Origin of the sequence: Mycobacterium sp. DBP42 (assembly GCF_005924235.1) — a bacterium.
Taxonomy (GTDB): domain Bacteria; phylum Actinomycetota; class Actinomycetes; order Mycobacteriales; family Mycobacteriaceae; genus Mycobacterium; species Mycobacterium syngnathidarum.
The window spans coordinates 101097-117174 of record NZ_VCMY01000010.1 but is presented as its reverse complement, the minus strand read 5'-3'; the positions used below and the strand labels follow the sequence as shown (position 1 = coordinate 117174).

Genomic DNA, 16078 nt, shown 5'->3' with positions numbered 1-16078 from the left:
ACTTCGGCCACATACCGGAAAACGCCAGGCGTATCCGGGGTGTGCGTGAGGTCAGAGTGCGTCGGCGATTTCCCGCAGCAGCGCGGCCTTGCCCTTGGCACCGACGATGCGCTTGACCGGCTCGCCGTCCTTGAACAGGATCAGCGTGGGGATCGACACCACCTGAAAGTCGCGGGCGGTGGCCGGGTTCGCGTCGACGTCGATCTTGGCGACCCGCAACTCACCGGCCTTCTCGCCGGCGATCTCCTCGAGCACCGGGGCGACCATCTTGCACGGACCGCACCAGGTGGCCCAGAAATCCACCAGTACCGGCGTGCTGCTGGTCAGGACATCGGTGGAGAACGAATCGTCGGTGACGGTTACTGTCGCGCTGTCCGCACTCATGGAACTCTCCTGTCGGGTCGAAATCTATTGGGGGTCAGTCGTTGTCGGCGAGCCAGCGCTCGGTGTCGATCGCCGCCGAACAGCCGCTGCCCGCAGCGGTGATGGCCTGGCGGTAGGTGTGGTCGACAAGGTCGCCCGCGGCGAACACGCCGTCGAGTGTGGTTGCGGTGGTACGGCCTTTGACCTGCACGTAGCCTTCGTCATCGAGATCGATCTGCCCGCGCACCAGTTCCGAACGTGGATCGTGACCGATGGCCACGAACACGCCGGTGACCTCGAGCTTGGACTCCTCGCCGGTGACGGTGTCACGCAGCCGAACTCCGGTCACCTTCGGATCGCCCTCGATCTGGGTGATCTCGGTGTTGGTGAGGAAGGTGATCTTCTCGTTGGCGCGGGCCCGCTCCAGCATGATCCTGGAGGCCCGGAACTCGTCGCGGCGGTGGATCAGTGTCACCGATCGGGCGAAGCGAGTGAGGAACGTCGCCTCTTCCATCGCAGAATCGCCGCCACCGACGACGATGATGTCCTCGTCGCGGAAGAAGAATCCGTCGCAGGTGGCGCAGGTGCTCACGCCCATACCGGTCAAGGCCTCTTCGCCGGGGACACCGAGGTGTCGCGCCGCGGCACCCATCGCCAAGATCACCGACCGGGCCTGGTGGGTCTCGTCGCCGACAGTGACGGACTTCACCGGACCGGTGAGGTCGACGGCGTCGACGTCCTCCATGCGCAGGTCGGCACCGAAGCGCAGGGCCTGTTCCCGCATCTCATCCATCAGTTCGGGACCGGTGATGCCTTCGCGGAATCCCGGGTAGTTCTCCACCTCGGTGGTGGTCATCAATGCGCCACCGAACTGGGAGCCCTCGAACACCAGCGGCTTGAGCTGGGCGCGGGCAGCGTAGATCGCTGCGGTGTATCCGGCGGGGCCGGAACCGATGATGATGACGTCGTGAACCGTCGCTGAGTTGGACATGTAAGCCTTTCTGCCGTACTCGGCACGGGTTGCAACGTCAGCCTAGGCCGGATGTGTTCCCAGGTGAGTTCGTAGGACAGACTACGGACGTTTCACCGGGCGTTTCACCACGGTCTGGGCCAGGGGGCCGGTGTGGCCGGCGGCGCAGTCCGAGGGCAGCACCACGGCGACGACGGATTCGGGCGGATCGGGCGGATTCGGGGGTACGACCACCAGCACCCCGGGCTGACCGGCGGCCTCGATCGGCTCGGCGCCCAGAATCGCGATTCCGGTCGGATACCCCAGTGCAGTGAGGCAGGCGGTGCGGCGCTTTGCGTCGGTCAGCGGTCCCAGGTCGGGCGGTTTCGACAGCAGGCTCAGGATCTGGGTTTCGGACAGGCCGACCCCGGAACGCGGCGGTGACACCGTGATCTGGCCGAGGCTGACCCGTGTCGAGGCCACCTCATCCGCCGGGTGCAGCAGTACGGCCACGCCCAGCACCGCGGCCGCTGTCGCCGCGGTAACACCGGCGACAGCGGCGAGTGACTTCCAGCGTCGTGCTGGTGGAGCCGGTGCCGGTTCAGCCCGCAGCACTTCGGACAGTCGAGCGCTGACCTCGGCGGGCACCGGGGGAGCCGACTGTGAATCCGCCCCCAGCTCGCGCAGGTCGCGGCGCACCCGATCGAGGGCGGCGAGGGTGCTCCTGGCTTGGGGGCCGGCCACCGGGTCGGTGCGCACGCGCCGACGGACATCCGCGGCGGTGGCGTCGTCGAGCAGCCCGGCCTGCAGGTCGGCCAGCAGGTCAGCAGGAATCGGGCCGTCCGACGGCACTCGGGGCGTGCTGCCGTTCATCGGATTCAAAATACTGGAGCAGCCGCGCCAACTTGTGCCTGGCGCGGGCGCAGCGGCTCTTCACGGTGCCCTCGGCCACCCCGAGCAACTTCGCCGTCTCGGCCACCGAATAGCCCTGCATGTCGACGGCCACCACGGCGGCGCGCTGCTCGACCGGCAGCTGCATGAGGGCCCGCTCCACCACGATCGCGGTGGCCACCCGTGGTGCCGGGTCACCGGCCGGGTCGTGTAGGTGCAGCAGGTGGCTGGACTCGTACTGCGACGCTGCCGGCTGGGTACGCGACCGGCGCACCCGGTCCAGGCAGGCGTTGACCACGATCCGGTACAGCCAGCTGCTGACCGCAGAGTCGTGGCGGAACGACGCGGCGGTGCGGTGAGCGGACAGCAGGGCCTCTTGCACCGCGTCGTCGGCGTCTTCGTGATGGCGGCTGGTCAGAAAGGCCAGGCGGCGCAACTGCCGGTGGTGTCGGTGGACGAGCTCCTCGAACGCGTAGCGATCCCCGGCGACGTGGGCGGCGAGCAGCTCGGCGTCAGAACGTGTGGCGGTGTCGTGCCCCCGCGGCTGCCCTGTGGCCGGCTTGCCGGCTCCCCCGAACCTTCCCACACGCTGAACTTAAACGCTGTCGGGCCGCGGCCTGGACACTTGTTTGCCCGACCCGATATAACGCCTGTTCAGGGAGCTGAATTGGCTGGGGATGGCGGGTCAGGACGCCGCTTTGAGGGTGATCTCGGAGATGTCGGTACGGCTCTTGCCGTCCACGGTGCCCAGCGTCGAGATCCAGACCAGCACGTAGGAGGTCGACGATTCCTTGTTCACCGAGATGGTGTTGGAGCCGGGCTTCAGCGGGGTCGACGGGGTCAGCTCGGTGGTGTCCGAGAGTGACGACGGGTTGGCGGACTGGGACGAGCGGATCTGCACCGAGGTGCCGGTGCTCGTCACGTTGAGGGTTACCGAGCCGATCACGGTCGGCTGCGGCAACTGCAGCATCAGGCCGACACCGTTCTTGAACCCGGGGAACGGAGCCGGATCCGAGTAGGTGTCGGTGGACCACGCGGTGCTGGAGTCACCGTCGATGGCCTGCCCCGCCGTGGATGGTGAGTCGGCTTCGCCCTCAGGTGAGAACACCGTGGCGCGAACGGGTTTCACCGTGCTGCCGCTGGCCGCGGTGGAATCGTCCGTGGTTTCCTCACTGCTCGCCGATGGCGCGTTGAGGCCGAGCTCATCGCGGTTCAGCCCGCCCCCGACATCGCCGAAGATGCTGTTGAGCACCGAAGCCAATACCAGCAGTGCGACCAGGATGATGCCGGCGCCCACGCTGATGCCGATGATCAGGCCCTTACGGCGCCGCGCCTCGGCAGCCTCGTGCTCCTCGGGCGTCTCGTGTGCCCGGACCGGGGCGGCCGGCGCGGGGGTCTCTTCCACCGACCCCAGCAGCTCGGTCCGGTCGGCGATCGCGGTGGCCTGTTGCAGCAGATTCAAAAGCGTTGGTGCACTGCGGATTCCACCACCGGGCTGGACGGCGCGAGCGGCTGCCGCCGAGATCTGGAACGGGATCTCGCGATCGATGGCGCGCGGCTCGACCGGCTGGCCGGCTTGGTCCAGTGCAGCCGGTTCCAGCCCGCTGCGGGCGCCCGATTCCGGCAGTGGCCAGCGGTTGACCAGCAGTGCGTAGAGCGCGGCTCCGATACCGCGGATGTCGTCGTCAGGGGTGGCGTCGGGCATGGTGGCCGGGAAGGCCAGTGCCACATCGCCTTCGATGCTGACGCGCACCCGGCCCGGGTGGTCGATCGACAGGGCGACGCCGGCGCGATGGGCGGCCTCGGCCGCCGCGGCCAGCGACTGGATGGCCCGGGCGCCACCGATCGGGGACGGCGAGGTATCGGCCACCTCGGCCAGCGAGCCGCCACGAATCCACTCCGAGACGATCAGCCCGCCGGATCCGCTGTGGGCCACGTCGAGCACCCGAGCGATCCCGGGAACGTCGATACGGCTGAGTTTGAGGGTGCGCGAAAGGATTTCCTGAACCTTGGCATCCGGCAGGGTCGAGTCCGGGTCGACGAATGTCAACGCCACCTGGCGATCCAGCGCGGTGTCCAGCGCCTGCCAGAACTGCAGGTGCGGGGGACCGCCGTGGAACACCAGCAACCGGTAGCGGCCATCGGCGATGGTGGCCCCCGGGATCAGGTGCACGTCGTCATCTGCCGAATCGAGTCCGGCATCGTTGGGCGGGGCGAACGAGATCGGCTCACGGGTCGGGTCACCGCCGAAATCGGTGAGCGGGCGCGTCGCTCCGTTGGTGTGGCCACCGGCCGCGTCATCGGACGTGTCACCCGTGTCTGGTGGGGTGCTGTCTTTCGGGCCGTCGGGGGCCACGTCCGGCTGGAACTCGTCGGCGGCCGAACGCGGCAACTTCGTCGTCTCGGTTGTCATCCCGGAACTCGAGGCGGTGTTCGCTGCCGGGCCGTCCGTAGATTCGTCGGTCACCGGTGATCCTTTCCACATCCCCGCCCCGGCAACACCTGCCGGAGTCCCGCCTCCGGCGGCTGCCGGGCTTGGCGGCCACCCGCTGGGAGAAGAATTCCTCTGATCAGGGTACGTGACTGGCGATGCGGGGTGCGGTCTGACGGGCGGCGCGATTGTTTGCGCGGCTACCTGTCCTGCCCCCGGACTCGGCGCGACACGCCCTCGCCCGAGCCGGCGTCGGATCATGTCCAACGCCGAGTGAGCCTCGGGCACGCGGGCCGCGAGCATCACGCCGGCGATGATCGGGACCATGATGAGCCCCAGTGTGATCAGGCGCAGCATCGATCCGGCGGCGCCGCCGGCCGTGGTCAGCGACTCCAGCCCCAGCAGCTGGTCGACGGTGTGCGCCACCAGGCTCGCGATCAATGACGCCGCGACCGTCACCAGGATCGTGCGGATCACCGCGGGACGCAGCAATTGTCCGCCGCCCGGCCGCAGGTTGGCTTTCAGCAGTAGGTAGCCCGCGATCGCTCCGGCCACGTATCCCAAGCCGTTGGCCAGGCCGAGGTACCCGGCCACCATGCTGGGGTCGTCGGTGACGTGCGGCGCGGCGATCGAACCGATGATCTTGACGACGGCGATGACCACGACGATCACGATGGGAGTCCACGGTCGCTCCCGCGCGTAGAGCACCCGCAGCTGCAGGAGTACCAGCGCGTAGGGGATGAGGGTGAACGAGGACAGGGTGATCGCCATGCCGAGGTAACCGGCGTCGGAGGCGCTGAACCTGCCGTAGGCGAACAGGGCGCTGCCGATCGCCGGCCCGCCGACGGTCATCATCGCCACGATCGGGATCAGCGTCACCATGGTCAATCGGGTGGCCAGGGAGAAATCGTCGAGGACGGCAGGGATGTCGTTCGCCGCGGCGTTGCGGCTCAGGCGCGGCATCACCACCGTGAGCACCGTGACGCCGATCATCCCGAACGGCAACATCAGGACCAGCCAGGTGTAGTTGTAGATGGCCGGCCCGGAAGCGGCCGCGCTGCTCGCGATCCGGTTGCCGACGATGAACCCGATCTGGTTGATCAGCACGTACAGCACCATCGCCGCGGCCATGCCGCCGAACTTCTTGAGCCGGTCGTCGATACCCCACAGCGGCCGCAGGCTGACCCGCTCGGTCCGGATGGCCACAAACAGCACCATGGCCTGGGCCACGACGCCGAGGGTGGTGCCGATACCGAGCACCAGCAGTTTGGCCGTGCCCATCTGAACCGGGTTCTCCGACAGCGCGCCGGGCACCAGGACGAACAGGCCCAGCGTCAGGATGGCGATGACGTTGTTGACGACCGGCGCCCAGGCCGGCGGGCCGAAGATGTTGCGGGTGTTGAGGATCGCGCCGTACACCGACGTCAGGCCGTAGAACAACACCTGTGGCAGCAGCAGGTAGGCGAATGAGGTGGTCAGCGGGGTGTCGACCTCGGGGTGGCTGCCCAGCATGAGCTTCACCAGCAACGGGGCACACAGCACCGAGAGCACCGTGGTGACCAGCAGCAGCGTCGTGGCCAGGGTCACCAGCCGACGGATGAAGGCCCGCCCGCCGTCGGGATCATCGCGTTCGGCGCGGACCAATACCGGCACGAAGATCGCGGTGAAGGTGGCTTCCAAGACGAGTGCAGCCACCATGTTGGGCAGCTGGTTGGCCACCGAGAACGAGCTGGTCAGCGGCCCGCCGAGGAGTGCCATGAGCAGTACGAACCGCAAGAATCCGGTAATGCGTGAGATCAGCGTGGCGAACGCCATGCCCCACGAGCGCGACACCACCGCTGCATCGGACAGCTCGGCGCGCCCGGCCGGCTGCGCCGGTGCTTTCGGGGGTCGGGTCGGGTTGTGGTCGGGCACGGTCATCAGGGTCGGTCCGGACTGGATTCAGAGCTCGGCGCGGCGGCGGGCTCGGCGCGGTCTTCGGTGCCGGGCTCGGCGTTGAACGCCATGGCGACATCGAGCGGGTCGGGGTGTTCGCCCGGGGGGATGAGGTCGGCGCGGTCGGGCTGACCGCGGAAGCGGTGCCACAACCGGCGCCCGGCGAGTGCCACCAGCACCGCCCCGGCCGACAGGGTGATGAAGAACAGCACCTTGCCGTAGGCGTTGGAGTGCACCGACAACCGCACCGGTTCGCCGAGGGTGAGGCCCTCGGTGGTCTGCAGGCTGACATCGACGGCCACCCGCTGGGTGAAGTGCACTTCGATGGGCACCCGCAGCGGCAGATAGCCGGGTGGCAGCTCGATCTCGCCCATGTCGGTGACGGTCATGCCCGGCGGCGCGTCCACGTGCAGCCGGACCCGTACGGGTACCGGCAGGTCGTTGCGCAGGGCCAGCGGGAGCGGGCTGCGTTCGGTGGCCAGCGTGTACGCCCCGCCCGGGTTGACGATCGTCACCGCCCTGAACATGTCGTTCACGCTGCGGCTGACCGCTTGCAACCGCTGCTCGGCCAAACCTTCGCGGGCCTCTGGCGGCACGGATTGGCTGAGCGCGCGCAGCGTGTCTTCCCGTAGCGGCGCGGTGTACTGCATGCCGGTCAGGCCGGTGCGCTCGTCGGTGGTCAGCGCGGCGGTCAGGCCCCAGAGCCGGCCGACCACCGCGGCGATACCGCTGTCGATGTTCTGGTCGACGTTGCCGCGCGGGTCGCCCAGGGTGTCCGGTGGCGGCGGGGCCACGGGTTCGGGCGGCAGGGCGCTGCTCTCGGCGATCACCGCGGGCAGCGGGCGCGGCACGGCCAGGCCGGCATGGATCGTGGTGGCCACCGACGTCAGGATGGCCTGCGCGTCGTTGGCGTCCAGCGACCACACCAGCGGTGGCATCAGGATCTGGGTCCGCGGCTCCTCGGTGGGGGTGAGCCCGCGCCACAGCAGCGCACCCAGCGCGTCCTGGCGCCGTGCGGTCTGCGAGTCGTGGCGTACCGGGATCTGCAGTGACGGGTCCAGGTAGGACGGTGCCACCGGATCGGTGCCCGCACCGGCCAGTGCGGCCCCGACGGCCGGGTCGAATCCGGCGGCCACGACTTCCGGCCGGTACCGCAGAGGCGTGATGTCGGCGGTCTCGGGAGCCCCGGTCTCGGAGTCCTGAGCGGTGATGTGCGCGGCCGAGATGCTGACCGTCTGCCCCTGGGCCGCCAGCAGGTCCAGGGCGGGCCGGGTGAGCGGACCGTCGCCCAGGATGCTGGCTCCTCGGACCGAGGTGATGCCCAGAATCTGGTCGACGATGTCGCCGGCGCCGTTGGTGGCGATCGCACTCAGGCCCGGATCACCGACCCGCTGCAGGGCGGCCAGGTCGGCTTGCGCGTAGTTGGTGGGTGCCACGCAGAGCCGCGTGGCCAGGGCACGCAGTCGGTTCAGCCAGGCGATCGCGGCTTCCTGCCCGGTGCCGGGGCGCGTCGGGGTGGCGGCCCCGGCGTCGGGACCGTCGTTGACGACGTAGCCGCCGGTCATCGCATTGACTGTGACCAGCAGGTCGGGGTCGACGGCAAGGCACAGGGTGGCGCGCATCTGGCCGCCGGAGTCGACGGTCGGGCCGGTGGCGAAATCAGCCGCCGAAAGCAAGGTGTCGAGCCGCCCGCCGGGAGCCAGCGAGGCGGCCAGGCTGTCGTCGACCAGACGCACGGGCGTCGTCCCGCCGGGCGCCCCCGGGGCCAGCCGAGGGCGGTCGGCCAGGGGCCAGAGCATGGTCATGCGCACCGGCTGCGATGTGTCCGGCGGCACCACCGAACTGAGTGTCTCCGCCGCCGACATCGAGTCGGGTGCCTCGCCTGCGGGCCGGTCGGGAGGCACGCCGAGCACGGGCAGCAGGAAGCGGGAGTCGTCCAGTTTGGCCGGCGTACCGTAGTCCGGTGTCCCGTTGACGTTGATCAGCACGGGGTAGACGCCGGGTTCGGTGATGTGCAGTGATCCGGAACCGTCGGTGCGCAGGGGATAGGTCAGGTTGAATCCGACCGACTGGCCCCGTTCCAGCTCCGGGGCCAGCGTGACGAAGTCGGCCACCGGCTCGAAGCGGGCGACGTCCCCGGTGAGGTCGGTACGCAGCTGGCTCGACGAGGTCACGGCGTTGGCGTGTTCCATCCGGATGTCCACGTCGCGTACCGGGCGGTCGCCGACGTTGAGCACGGATCCACTGACGGTCAGCGTCGACTCACTGGTGGTGGTGACGACGTCCGGGGTGACGCGGTCGATCCGGATCTGCAGGAACGGCAGCTCGCCGGGTTCGCTCGCTTCGGCTTGGGGCAGAAGCACGGGCAGCGCCGCGGTGGACCACACCGAGCACAGCAACACCACCGCCACAAGCACCACTGTGTGCGCGAGGAGGGAGACCCCTCGGCGCACCGCCGGGGCGGCGGTCACGGTCCCTGTCCGCATCCGTTCGTGCGCCGGCGGGGCTGGGGTTGCGCAGGGTCGTCGCGGCGGTGATTGCGGGCGTGTGAGTGGGTCTGCGGACGGCGCCGAGGCGCGCTGCGGGGCAGCGGCGGCAGGGAGCCCGGACCGTCGGTGTGCAGTTTGTCGATGAGTTCGCCGGCCACTTCGGCGAGCTTGCGCTCGTCGGCGTAGGCCAGCCGGGAGGGCAGATCCCGCAGCGGGACCCAGGCGACCTCGGTCACCTCGACGTCGTCGTCGGACAGTTCTCCGCCCTGAAAGCGGAGCAGGTAGTGGTGCACGGTCTTGTGCACCCGCCGGCCCTCGGTGACGAACCAGTAGTCGATGCTGCCGAGCGCGGCCAGCACGTCACCGCGGATGCCGGTTTCCTCGGCGACTTCGCGGATCGCGGTCTGCTCGGCCGTCTCGCCGAGTTCGATGTGACCCTTGGGCAGCGACCACAGCATCCGTCCGCGCCGGTCGACCCGACCGATCAATGCTGCCACCTGCGTGTCCTTGGGGCCGTCGATGCCGTCGATGACCAAACCTCCGGCCGAGGTCTCGTGTACGGTCCGCAGCCGCTCCGGGGGTCGACGCGGTCGCGACTTGTGTTGCTTGGACTGGTCACGAGGGGTTGGGGTGGGAGTCGTGGAGCCGGCAGTCGCTTCGCTGGGTGCGGCGGCTTCATTGCCCTGATCACCGGCCGGCGGCCCCGCCGCCCTTTGTGCACGACGACGGCCACGACGCCGACTGCGGCGCCGTCGTGGTTTGGCCTGTTCGCCGTCCGACACCCAAGCGATAGTAGCTGCCGCGGGGTGGCCCTCCTGCCACACTCGCCGGTTGTGACCACACTGCGAGCATTAGGCTCATCGAACGTGTCCGACGCTGTTGTTACTGATGCCGAATTGTTGGCGGGCGCCCTGGTCTCGTTGAAGGAGCGCGCCGAGGTGCTGCACGGGCTCGGTGCGGTGTTCGCTGCGGCGGGTCATGAGCTGTATCTGGTCGGTGGCAGTGTGCGTGACGCCCTGCTGGGCCGGCTGACCGCGCACAGTGATCTCGACTTCACCACCGATGCCCGGCCCGAGCAGATGGTGAAATTCCTGCGGCCGTGGGCCGACGCGCTGTGGGACACCGGGATCGAGTTCGGCACCGTCGGTGTCGGCAAGGGTGAGCACCGGCTTGAGATCACCACGTTCCGCGCCGACAGCTACGACCAGGTGTCACGGAATCCGACCGTCGAGTTCGGCGACAACCTCGATGACGATCTGGTGCGCCGCGATTTCACGGTGAACGCGATGGCGGTCCGGATCACCCCGGACCAGCCGGGCGGAATCGGCGAATTCATCGATCCCCTGGGCGGTTTGGCGGCCATCCAGGCCAAGCTCCTCGACACTCCGTCTGCGCCGCAGGTGTCTTTCGGCGATGATCCGCTGCGGATGTTGCGTGCGGTCAGGTTTGTCTCGCAGCTCGGGTTCGAGGTGGCGCCGCGGGTTCTTGAGGCACTGCTGGAGATGGCTCCGCAGTTGGGGCGGATCACCGTCGAGCGGGTCGCCGCCGAGCTGGACAAGATGCTGCTGGGTAAGGATCCCGTTGCCGGGGTCGATCTGATGGTTCAGACCGGGTTGGGCGATGTGGTGCTGCCCGAGGTCGGTGAGATGCGGATGGCCATCGACGAACACCACCAGCACAAGGACGTCTATTGGCATTCGCTGACGGTGCTGCGTCAGGCTGTCGATCTCGAGGACGAGGGTCCGGACCTGGTGTTGCGCTGGGCCGCGCTGCTGCACGACATCGGCAAGCCCGCCACCCGCAAGCACGAATCCGACGGCGGGGTGAGCTTCCACCACCACGAGGTGGTCGGCGCGAAGATGACCCGCAAGCGGATGCGGGCGCTCAAGTACTCCAAGCAGATGGTCGACGACGTGTCGCAGCTGGTGTATCTCCACCTGCGGTTCCACGGCTACGCCGACGACAAGGGCACCGGCAAGTGGACCGACTCGGCGGTACGCCGCTATGTCACCGACGCAGGCCCGCTGCTCGGCCGGCTGCACAAGCTGGTCCGCGCCGACTGCACCACCCGCAACAAGCGTCGCGCCGCGCGCCTGCAGGCCAATTACGACGATCTGGAGAACCGGATCGCCGAGCTGGCGGCCAAGGAGGATCTGCAGCGGGTCCGGCCGGATCTCGACGGCAACGAGATCATGGAGATCCTGGGCATTCCGGCGGGCCCGCAGGTCGGTGAGGCGTGGAAGTACCTCAAGGAGCTCCGGCTCGACCACGGGCCGCTGTCCCGTGAGCAGGCCGTCGACGAATTGTTGAAATGGTGGAACGCCAGGGGCTGATCGTGCGTCTGATCAGTCATGGACTACTGCCTGGGTGAACCCGATGGCACCGCGGCGATTTTCACCGGGGTTCCCGATGTGGACGTGGACGGCGACGGCGCTCCGGACGGCATCGGCCTGGATTTCGACGGGGACGGCCGTATCGACGACGTGATGGCCGATTTCGACGGCGACGGGAGCGCCGAGCGGGCCGTGCTCGATGCCGACGATGACGGGCGGGCCGAAAGCTATTTCTCCGACGACGGTTCGGGCACCTGGGCGGTGCGTGTCGACCGGTCTGGGCAGGTGCGCTGGTTCGGGTTGGACGGCGTCGAGCAGACGGGTGGGCCGCTGGTCGACTTCGACGGCGACGGCGCGGTCGATGACCGGCTGCTCGATGCGGACGGGGACGGGCGGGCCGATCGGGCGTTGGCCGGGGGTCTGGCCTACGTCGACACCGACGGTGACGGGCGGTGGGACCTCAAGCTGGCCGACACGGACGGGGACGGCCGCGCCGACGCCGTTTCGTGAGTGTTGACTCTGCGTGACGGCCTGGGCCTCTTGAGCTTTCGCGGCCTGGGCGCAGAATCGAATCCCGCTAGTCGACCGCTCAGCCCCTCCCGGCCCCCGGCGGTCCGGCGAAGGCCTGTGCGATGGTCAGCCACTTGGCGGCGTCCTCGCCCACCGCTCTCACGTCCAGATCGGCGGGCGCCCGGCGCTGGGTCACCAGCATGCAGAAGTCCTCGGCAGAACCCGTCACCCGCTGTTGTGCATCGGGCGGACCCCACTCCCACTGAGTGTCGTCGGGCGCGCGAAGCTCGACCCGGAACGGCTCGGCCGGCGGCGTCAGCTCATGCACCGTGAACGCGAAATCTCTTGTGCGAACACCGATGTGAGCGATCGATCGCAGGCGCGTGGTCGCCGGCCGGTGCACGCCGAGAGCGTCGGCCACATCAAGCCCGTGCGCCCAGGTCTCCATCATGCGGGCCGTGGCCATCGATGTCGCGCTCATCGGCGGGCCGAACCAGGGCAGCTTGCGGCCCTCGGCCACGTTCACCAGCTCGGTGTGCAGTCTCGCGCGGGTGGTCCGCCAATCGGCCAGCAGCTGCTCGGGCGGGGTCAGTGCGAGTTCCTCGGCGGCCGCGTCGACGAATCCGGTCGGGTTCTTCCACGCCTCGGCGAGGACCGCCTCGAAGCCGGCCTGGTCGGTGATCGCGATGACCGACACCCGATCCGTCCACAGCAGGTGGGCGATCTGGTGGGCAATGGTCCAACCTTCGGCCGGGGTGGGCGTGGCCCAGCGCTCGGGCGGCAGGTCGGCCACCAGGGCATCGAGTTCATCGCTCTCGGCGGACAAGTCGGCCACGATCGGCTCGGCGCTCACCATGGCGGCCAGCCTAGACCGGAGGGTCACACCCGTTTCCGGGATGCCACCGTCGCGTGCAGGCCGAGGCCGACGAGATAGGCCGCGGCACCGGCGACCACCAGTGCCGGCGATCGCCCGTCGGCGGGAATCACCGCGGCTGCCACGGCGATCGCGGCGACGAACGACATCCAGAACAGCGCGTCCTGCACGGTGAACACGTGACCGCGGAGCGCGTCGTCGACATCGAGCTGCATCGCCGAATCCGCGCACAGCTTCACAAGTTGCCCGGCGGCGCCGAGCAGGAAGCCACAGGCCAGCATCACCGGCACGTGCAGGCCGATCGCCACCAGCTGTGTCAGCACGGCGAAACCCAATGCGCCGTTGGCCGTCGCGTAGCGGCCGAAGCGGCCGATCACCGCCGGGGCGAAGATCGTGGCGAGGAACTGTCCGACACCGCCGGCGGCCACGAACAGCACCGCGGTACCCAGGCCCAGTCCGGTCACATCCGGATCGTCGGTGTGCCGGACGATCACCAGCACCAGAAGCGAGTTGATCCCAAAGGCCATGCGGTGGGCGGCCAGCCCGGCCAGCGTTCCCGCCACGGGGCGCACGGCCCAGACGGTCCGGATGCCGTGCACCCAACCGGTGGCCACCGCGTAGACCACCGAGCCGTGGATGGCTCGCTTGCTCTCGTGCGGGCCGAGCACATGGGGGCCGAAGCGCACCGACAACCACAGCGCGAGCGCCACCGGAAGCGCCACGATGAACATCACCACCGAGGCGCCGGTGTCGTCGGCGCCGACCAGCTTGCGCGGCACCAGCATGAAGTCGGCGCCCAAAAAGGCTGCCAGCGCACCGACGGCGGTGGCTACCGAGTTCATCGTCACCACGCGGTCGTGCGGAACCACGTCGGGCAGCGAGGCAGACAGGCCCGAGGAGACGAACCGGGTCAACCCGTTGACGATCAGCGCGCAACACAGGATGGGGATGTCGCCGGCTCCGAAGGCCAGCAACGTACCCACCAGCAGCACCACGATCAGCCGGCCCAGATTCGCCCCGATCAGCACCAGGCGCCGGTCCCAGCGGTCCAGCAGGGCTCCGGCGAACGGGCCCAGCACCGAGTACGGCAGGAACATCACCGCGAACGCCGCGGCGATCTGCCACGGCTCGGCCTGGCGTTCCGGATTGAACAGGATCGCACCGGCCAGCCCGGCCTGGAACAGCCCATCGCCGAACTGGCTGACCGCACGCAACTCCAGCAGCCGGCGGAATTCGGTCATGCCGCGCAGTGAGTGCCACAGGGCACGGGGAGCACGAGCATGAATCACCCGATCAACAGTACAAAGCTGTGCCGAAATCCGACCGCGCCCGGGCTTGTTCGCCCCCTGTGGGCAATGGCGGTGCCATGATGTAGGGCGTGGCGCAGTCAGAAGATCCGGAGGATTTCATCGCACCTGCGGCGCACCGGGTACGGCCGGGCACACTGCTGCTGGCCAACACCGATCTGCTGGAGCCGACGTTCCGGCGCAGCGTCATCTACATCGTCGAGCACAACGCCGGCGGGACTCTCGGTGTCGTGCTGAACCGGCCCAGCGAAACCGCCGTCTACAACGTGCTGCCGCAGTGGTCGAAGCTCACCGCCAAACCCAAGACCATGTTCATCGGTGGCCCGGTCAAGCGGGACTCCGCCTTGTGCCTGGCGACGCTGCGGGTGGGCATGCAGGCCGACGGCGTTCCGGGGCTGCGTCACGTGCAGGGCCGGGTGGTGATGGTCGATCTCGACGCGGATCCGGACACGCTGGCCCCGGTCATCGAGGGCGTGCGGATATTCGCCGGATACTCCGGCTGGACCATCGGACAACTGGACGGCGAGATCGAGCGGGACGACTGGATGGTGCTCTCGGCGTTGCCGTCGGACGTGCTGATCGAACCGAGGATCGATCTGTGGGGTCGGGTGCTGCGCCGTCAGCCGTTGCCGATGTCGCTACTGGCCACACATCCGATCGACGTGAGCCGCAACTAGCGCTGCCCGCAGTCCGTCACTTGCACGACAACGTGCAGCTGGCACACGAGCCGGCGCAGCCCGCACCGGAAGCCGAGCCGGCCTCCGCTGCCGCCACGGCCTTGGCGCTCTGCCAGCAGCCGGCCGCCACGGTGGCGACAGCGCCGATGATGCACACCATGACGACCATCAAGCCGGTGTGGGGTGCGGCGGCCAGGGCGGCGGCGCCACCGGCGGCGAGCATCACCGCGGCAGCCAGTTGGGTTGGGGCCACTGCCCTCAGCACCGAGCGCACGGGATCACCGGTGCGAGGTCTGGTCAACAACCACAGCCCGAACACGCCGACGATGACGGCGGCGCTCAAACACAGCAGCGCGGCGATCAGCATGCGCCACACAATACGAGGCGCCGATCGGTATTGCGAGCTCGGGTTTGGTGCCGCTGATTCAGCGTTGCAGGCCCAGGAGCTGGGGCAAACCCGGTGCGGGCGCGGGTGCGGCCGGGGCCGGGGTAGCTGGCGGCGGCGCGGCGGCGGGGGCCGGGGCGCTGACCTTGAACCCCGACACGATCGCGTCGGCGGCGTCGGCAGCCGCGGAAACACCCTGGTTGGCGGCTGAGGAGTTCACCGACAACGACACCAGGTAACGGTCGGGGCCCGCGGTGGCCAGGATGTGCCTGCGCGAGGTGTTGAGCATCTGGCTGCCCGACATGTAGCTACCTTCGATAAATGCCGAGGGGAATCCGTTGAAGGAGCCCATGGCCATGTCGGTGGGGCGCCAGCTCTGCAACTGCTGGGTGTCGACGAAGCCGTGGCTGATGGCTTCGACCGGGTCGAAGTCGCCGACGAGCTTGTAGACCACGACCTGTGCGTTGGGGGTGTAGAGGTCGGTGCTGGAACGGTCGGCGATCACGGCGAAGGCGTCGGGCACGTTCGGATCGGGCACGTTGGTCCACCCGGACGGCAACGGCAAGACGATGCTCAGCGCCTTGAAATTGTGGCTGACCTGAGGCTCCATCTTGACGCCCTTGCTCTTGAAGAACTCCGCGAAGGTGCCTGAGGTGGCCGGGGTGATGGTCTGGGCCGCCGGGGCCGGCACGGCCACCGGGACCGCGGTTGTCGCACCGGGGACTGCGGGGGCAGCCGGCGCCGCAGCCGGGACCGCGGGTGTTGCACCGGGGACGGGCTGGGCCACGGTAACCGGCCCGGGAACGCCGGGAGCCGGCAGTAGAGGTTCGGCTGAGGCGGTCTGACCGGCGAAGCCCACAACCGCGGAGACGCCGATGGCGGTGCCCGCTGCCACCACCCGCCACCGGCCGGCCAACTCGATCATCACTTGGTT

Annotated in this window: 14 protein-coding genes; 3 read left to right on the top strand and 11 right to left on the bottom strand. The window is 68.9% G+C overall.

The window, feature by feature from the left end:
- Positions 1-51: 51 nt before the first annotated feature.
- From trxA to E0T84_RS13040, 7 genes are all read right to left on the bottom strand, one after another.
- Complete coding sequence (gene trxA / locus E0T84_RS13070; RefSeq protein WP_019344858.1) at positions 52-384, bottom strand: thioredoxin; 333 nt, start codon at positions 382-384, stop codon at positions 52-54.
- A gap of 34 nt (positions 385-418) precedes the next feature.
- Positions 419-1354, bottom strand: a complete 936-nt coding sequence (gene trxB, locus E0T84_RS13065) for a thioredoxin-disulfide reductase (RefSeq protein ID WP_070187688.1) — start codon at positions 1352-1354, stop codon at positions 419-421.
- Between the two features lie 81 nt (positions 1355-1435).
- Complete coding sequence (locus tag E0T84_RS13060; RefSeq protein ID WP_070187689.1) at positions 1436-2185, bottom strand: hypothetical protein; 750 nt, start codon at positions 2183-2185, stop codon at positions 1436-1438.
- Entirely contained in the window at positions 2136-2789 is a 654-nt protein-coding gene (gene sigM, locus E0T84_RS13055) for an RNA polymerase sigma factor SigM (protein ID WP_075910477.1), read from the bottom strand. Before sigM ends, E0T84_RS13060 begins: the two co-directional genes overlap by 50 nt.
- A gap of 99 nt (positions 2790-2888) precedes the next feature.
- Entirely contained in the window at positions 2889-6554 is a 3666-nt protein-coding gene (gene murJ, locus E0T84_RS13050; protein ID WP_138744643.1) for a murein biosynthesis integral membrane protein MurJ, read from the bottom strand.
- The gene (locus E0T84_RS13045) at positions 6554-9040 is read right to left on the bottom strand and encodes a DUF6049 family protein (protein WP_138744642.1); all 2487 of its coding nucleotides are present in this window, start codon (positions 9038-9040) and stop codon (positions 6554-6556) included. The genes murJ and E0T84_RS13045 overlap by 1 nt, the downstream gene beginning before the upstream one ends.
- Positions 9037-9840 carry an NUDIX hydrolase gene (locus E0T84_RS13040; RefSeq protein ID WP_070187691.1) on the bottom strand — a complete coding sequence of 268 codons (804 nt, stop codon included), beginning with the start codon at positions 9838-9840 and terminating at the stop codon, positions 9037-9039. The genes E0T84_RS13045 and E0T84_RS13040 overlap by 4 nt, the downstream gene beginning before the upstream one ends.
- Before the next feature lie 84 nt (positions 9841-9924).
- On the opposite strand from E0T84_RS13040, the gene E0T84_RS13035 reads away from it, so the two are divergent.
- Entirely contained in the window at positions 9925-11391 is a 1467-nt protein-coding gene (locus E0T84_RS13035; RefSeq protein ID WP_070187692.1) for a CCA tRNA nucleotidyltransferase, read from the top strand.
- An 18-nt stretch (positions 11392-11409) separates the two neighbouring features.
- Complete coding sequence (locus E0T84_RS13030) at positions 11410-11901, top strand: pullulanase (RefSeq protein WP_070187693.1); 492 nt, start codon at positions 11410-11412, stop codon at positions 11899-11901.
- A gap of 79 nt (positions 11902-11980) precedes the next feature.
- Here the strand turns inward: E0T84_RS13030 and E0T84_RS13025 are convergent, their stop codons facing one another.
- Entirely contained in the window at positions 11981-12757 is a 777-nt protein-coding gene (locus tag E0T84_RS13025) for a TIGR03084 family metal-binding protein (protein ID WP_171055012.1), read from the bottom strand.
- A gap of 23 nt (positions 12758-12780) precedes the next feature.
- Positions 12781-14064: an MFS transporter gene (locus E0T84_RS13020; RefSeq protein ID WP_075910472.1), complete on the bottom strand. Its 1284-nt coding sequence runs from the start codon at positions 14062-14064 to the stop codon at positions 12781-12783.
- Positions 14065-14153: 89 nt separating this feature from the next.
- On the opposite strand from E0T84_RS13020, the gene E0T84_RS13015 reads away from it, so the two are divergent.
- Entirely contained in the window at positions 14154-14759 is a 606-nt protein-coding gene (locus E0T84_RS13015) for a YqgE/AlgH family protein (protein ID WP_070945591.1), read from the top strand.
- Between the two features lie 16 nt (positions 14760-14775).
- Here E0T84_RS13015 and E0T84_RS13010 read toward each other — a convergent pair whose 3' ends face one another.
- Both E0T84_RS13010 and E0T84_RS13005 read right to left on the bottom strand, forming a co-directional pair.
- Positions 14776-15126 (bottom strand): hypothetical protein, encoded by a 351-nt coding sequence (locus E0T84_RS13010; protein WP_044514280.1) that lies wholly within the window; start codon positions 15124-15126, stop codon positions 14776-14778.
- 58 nt (positions 15127-15184) lie between these two features.
- On the bottom strand, positions 15185-16069 hold the full coding sequence (locus tag E0T84_RS13005; protein WP_075910471.1) for an LpqN/LpqT family lipoprotein: 885 nt from the start codon (positions 16067-16069) through the stop codon (positions 15185-15187).
- Positions 16070-16078: the final 9 nt, after the last annotated feature.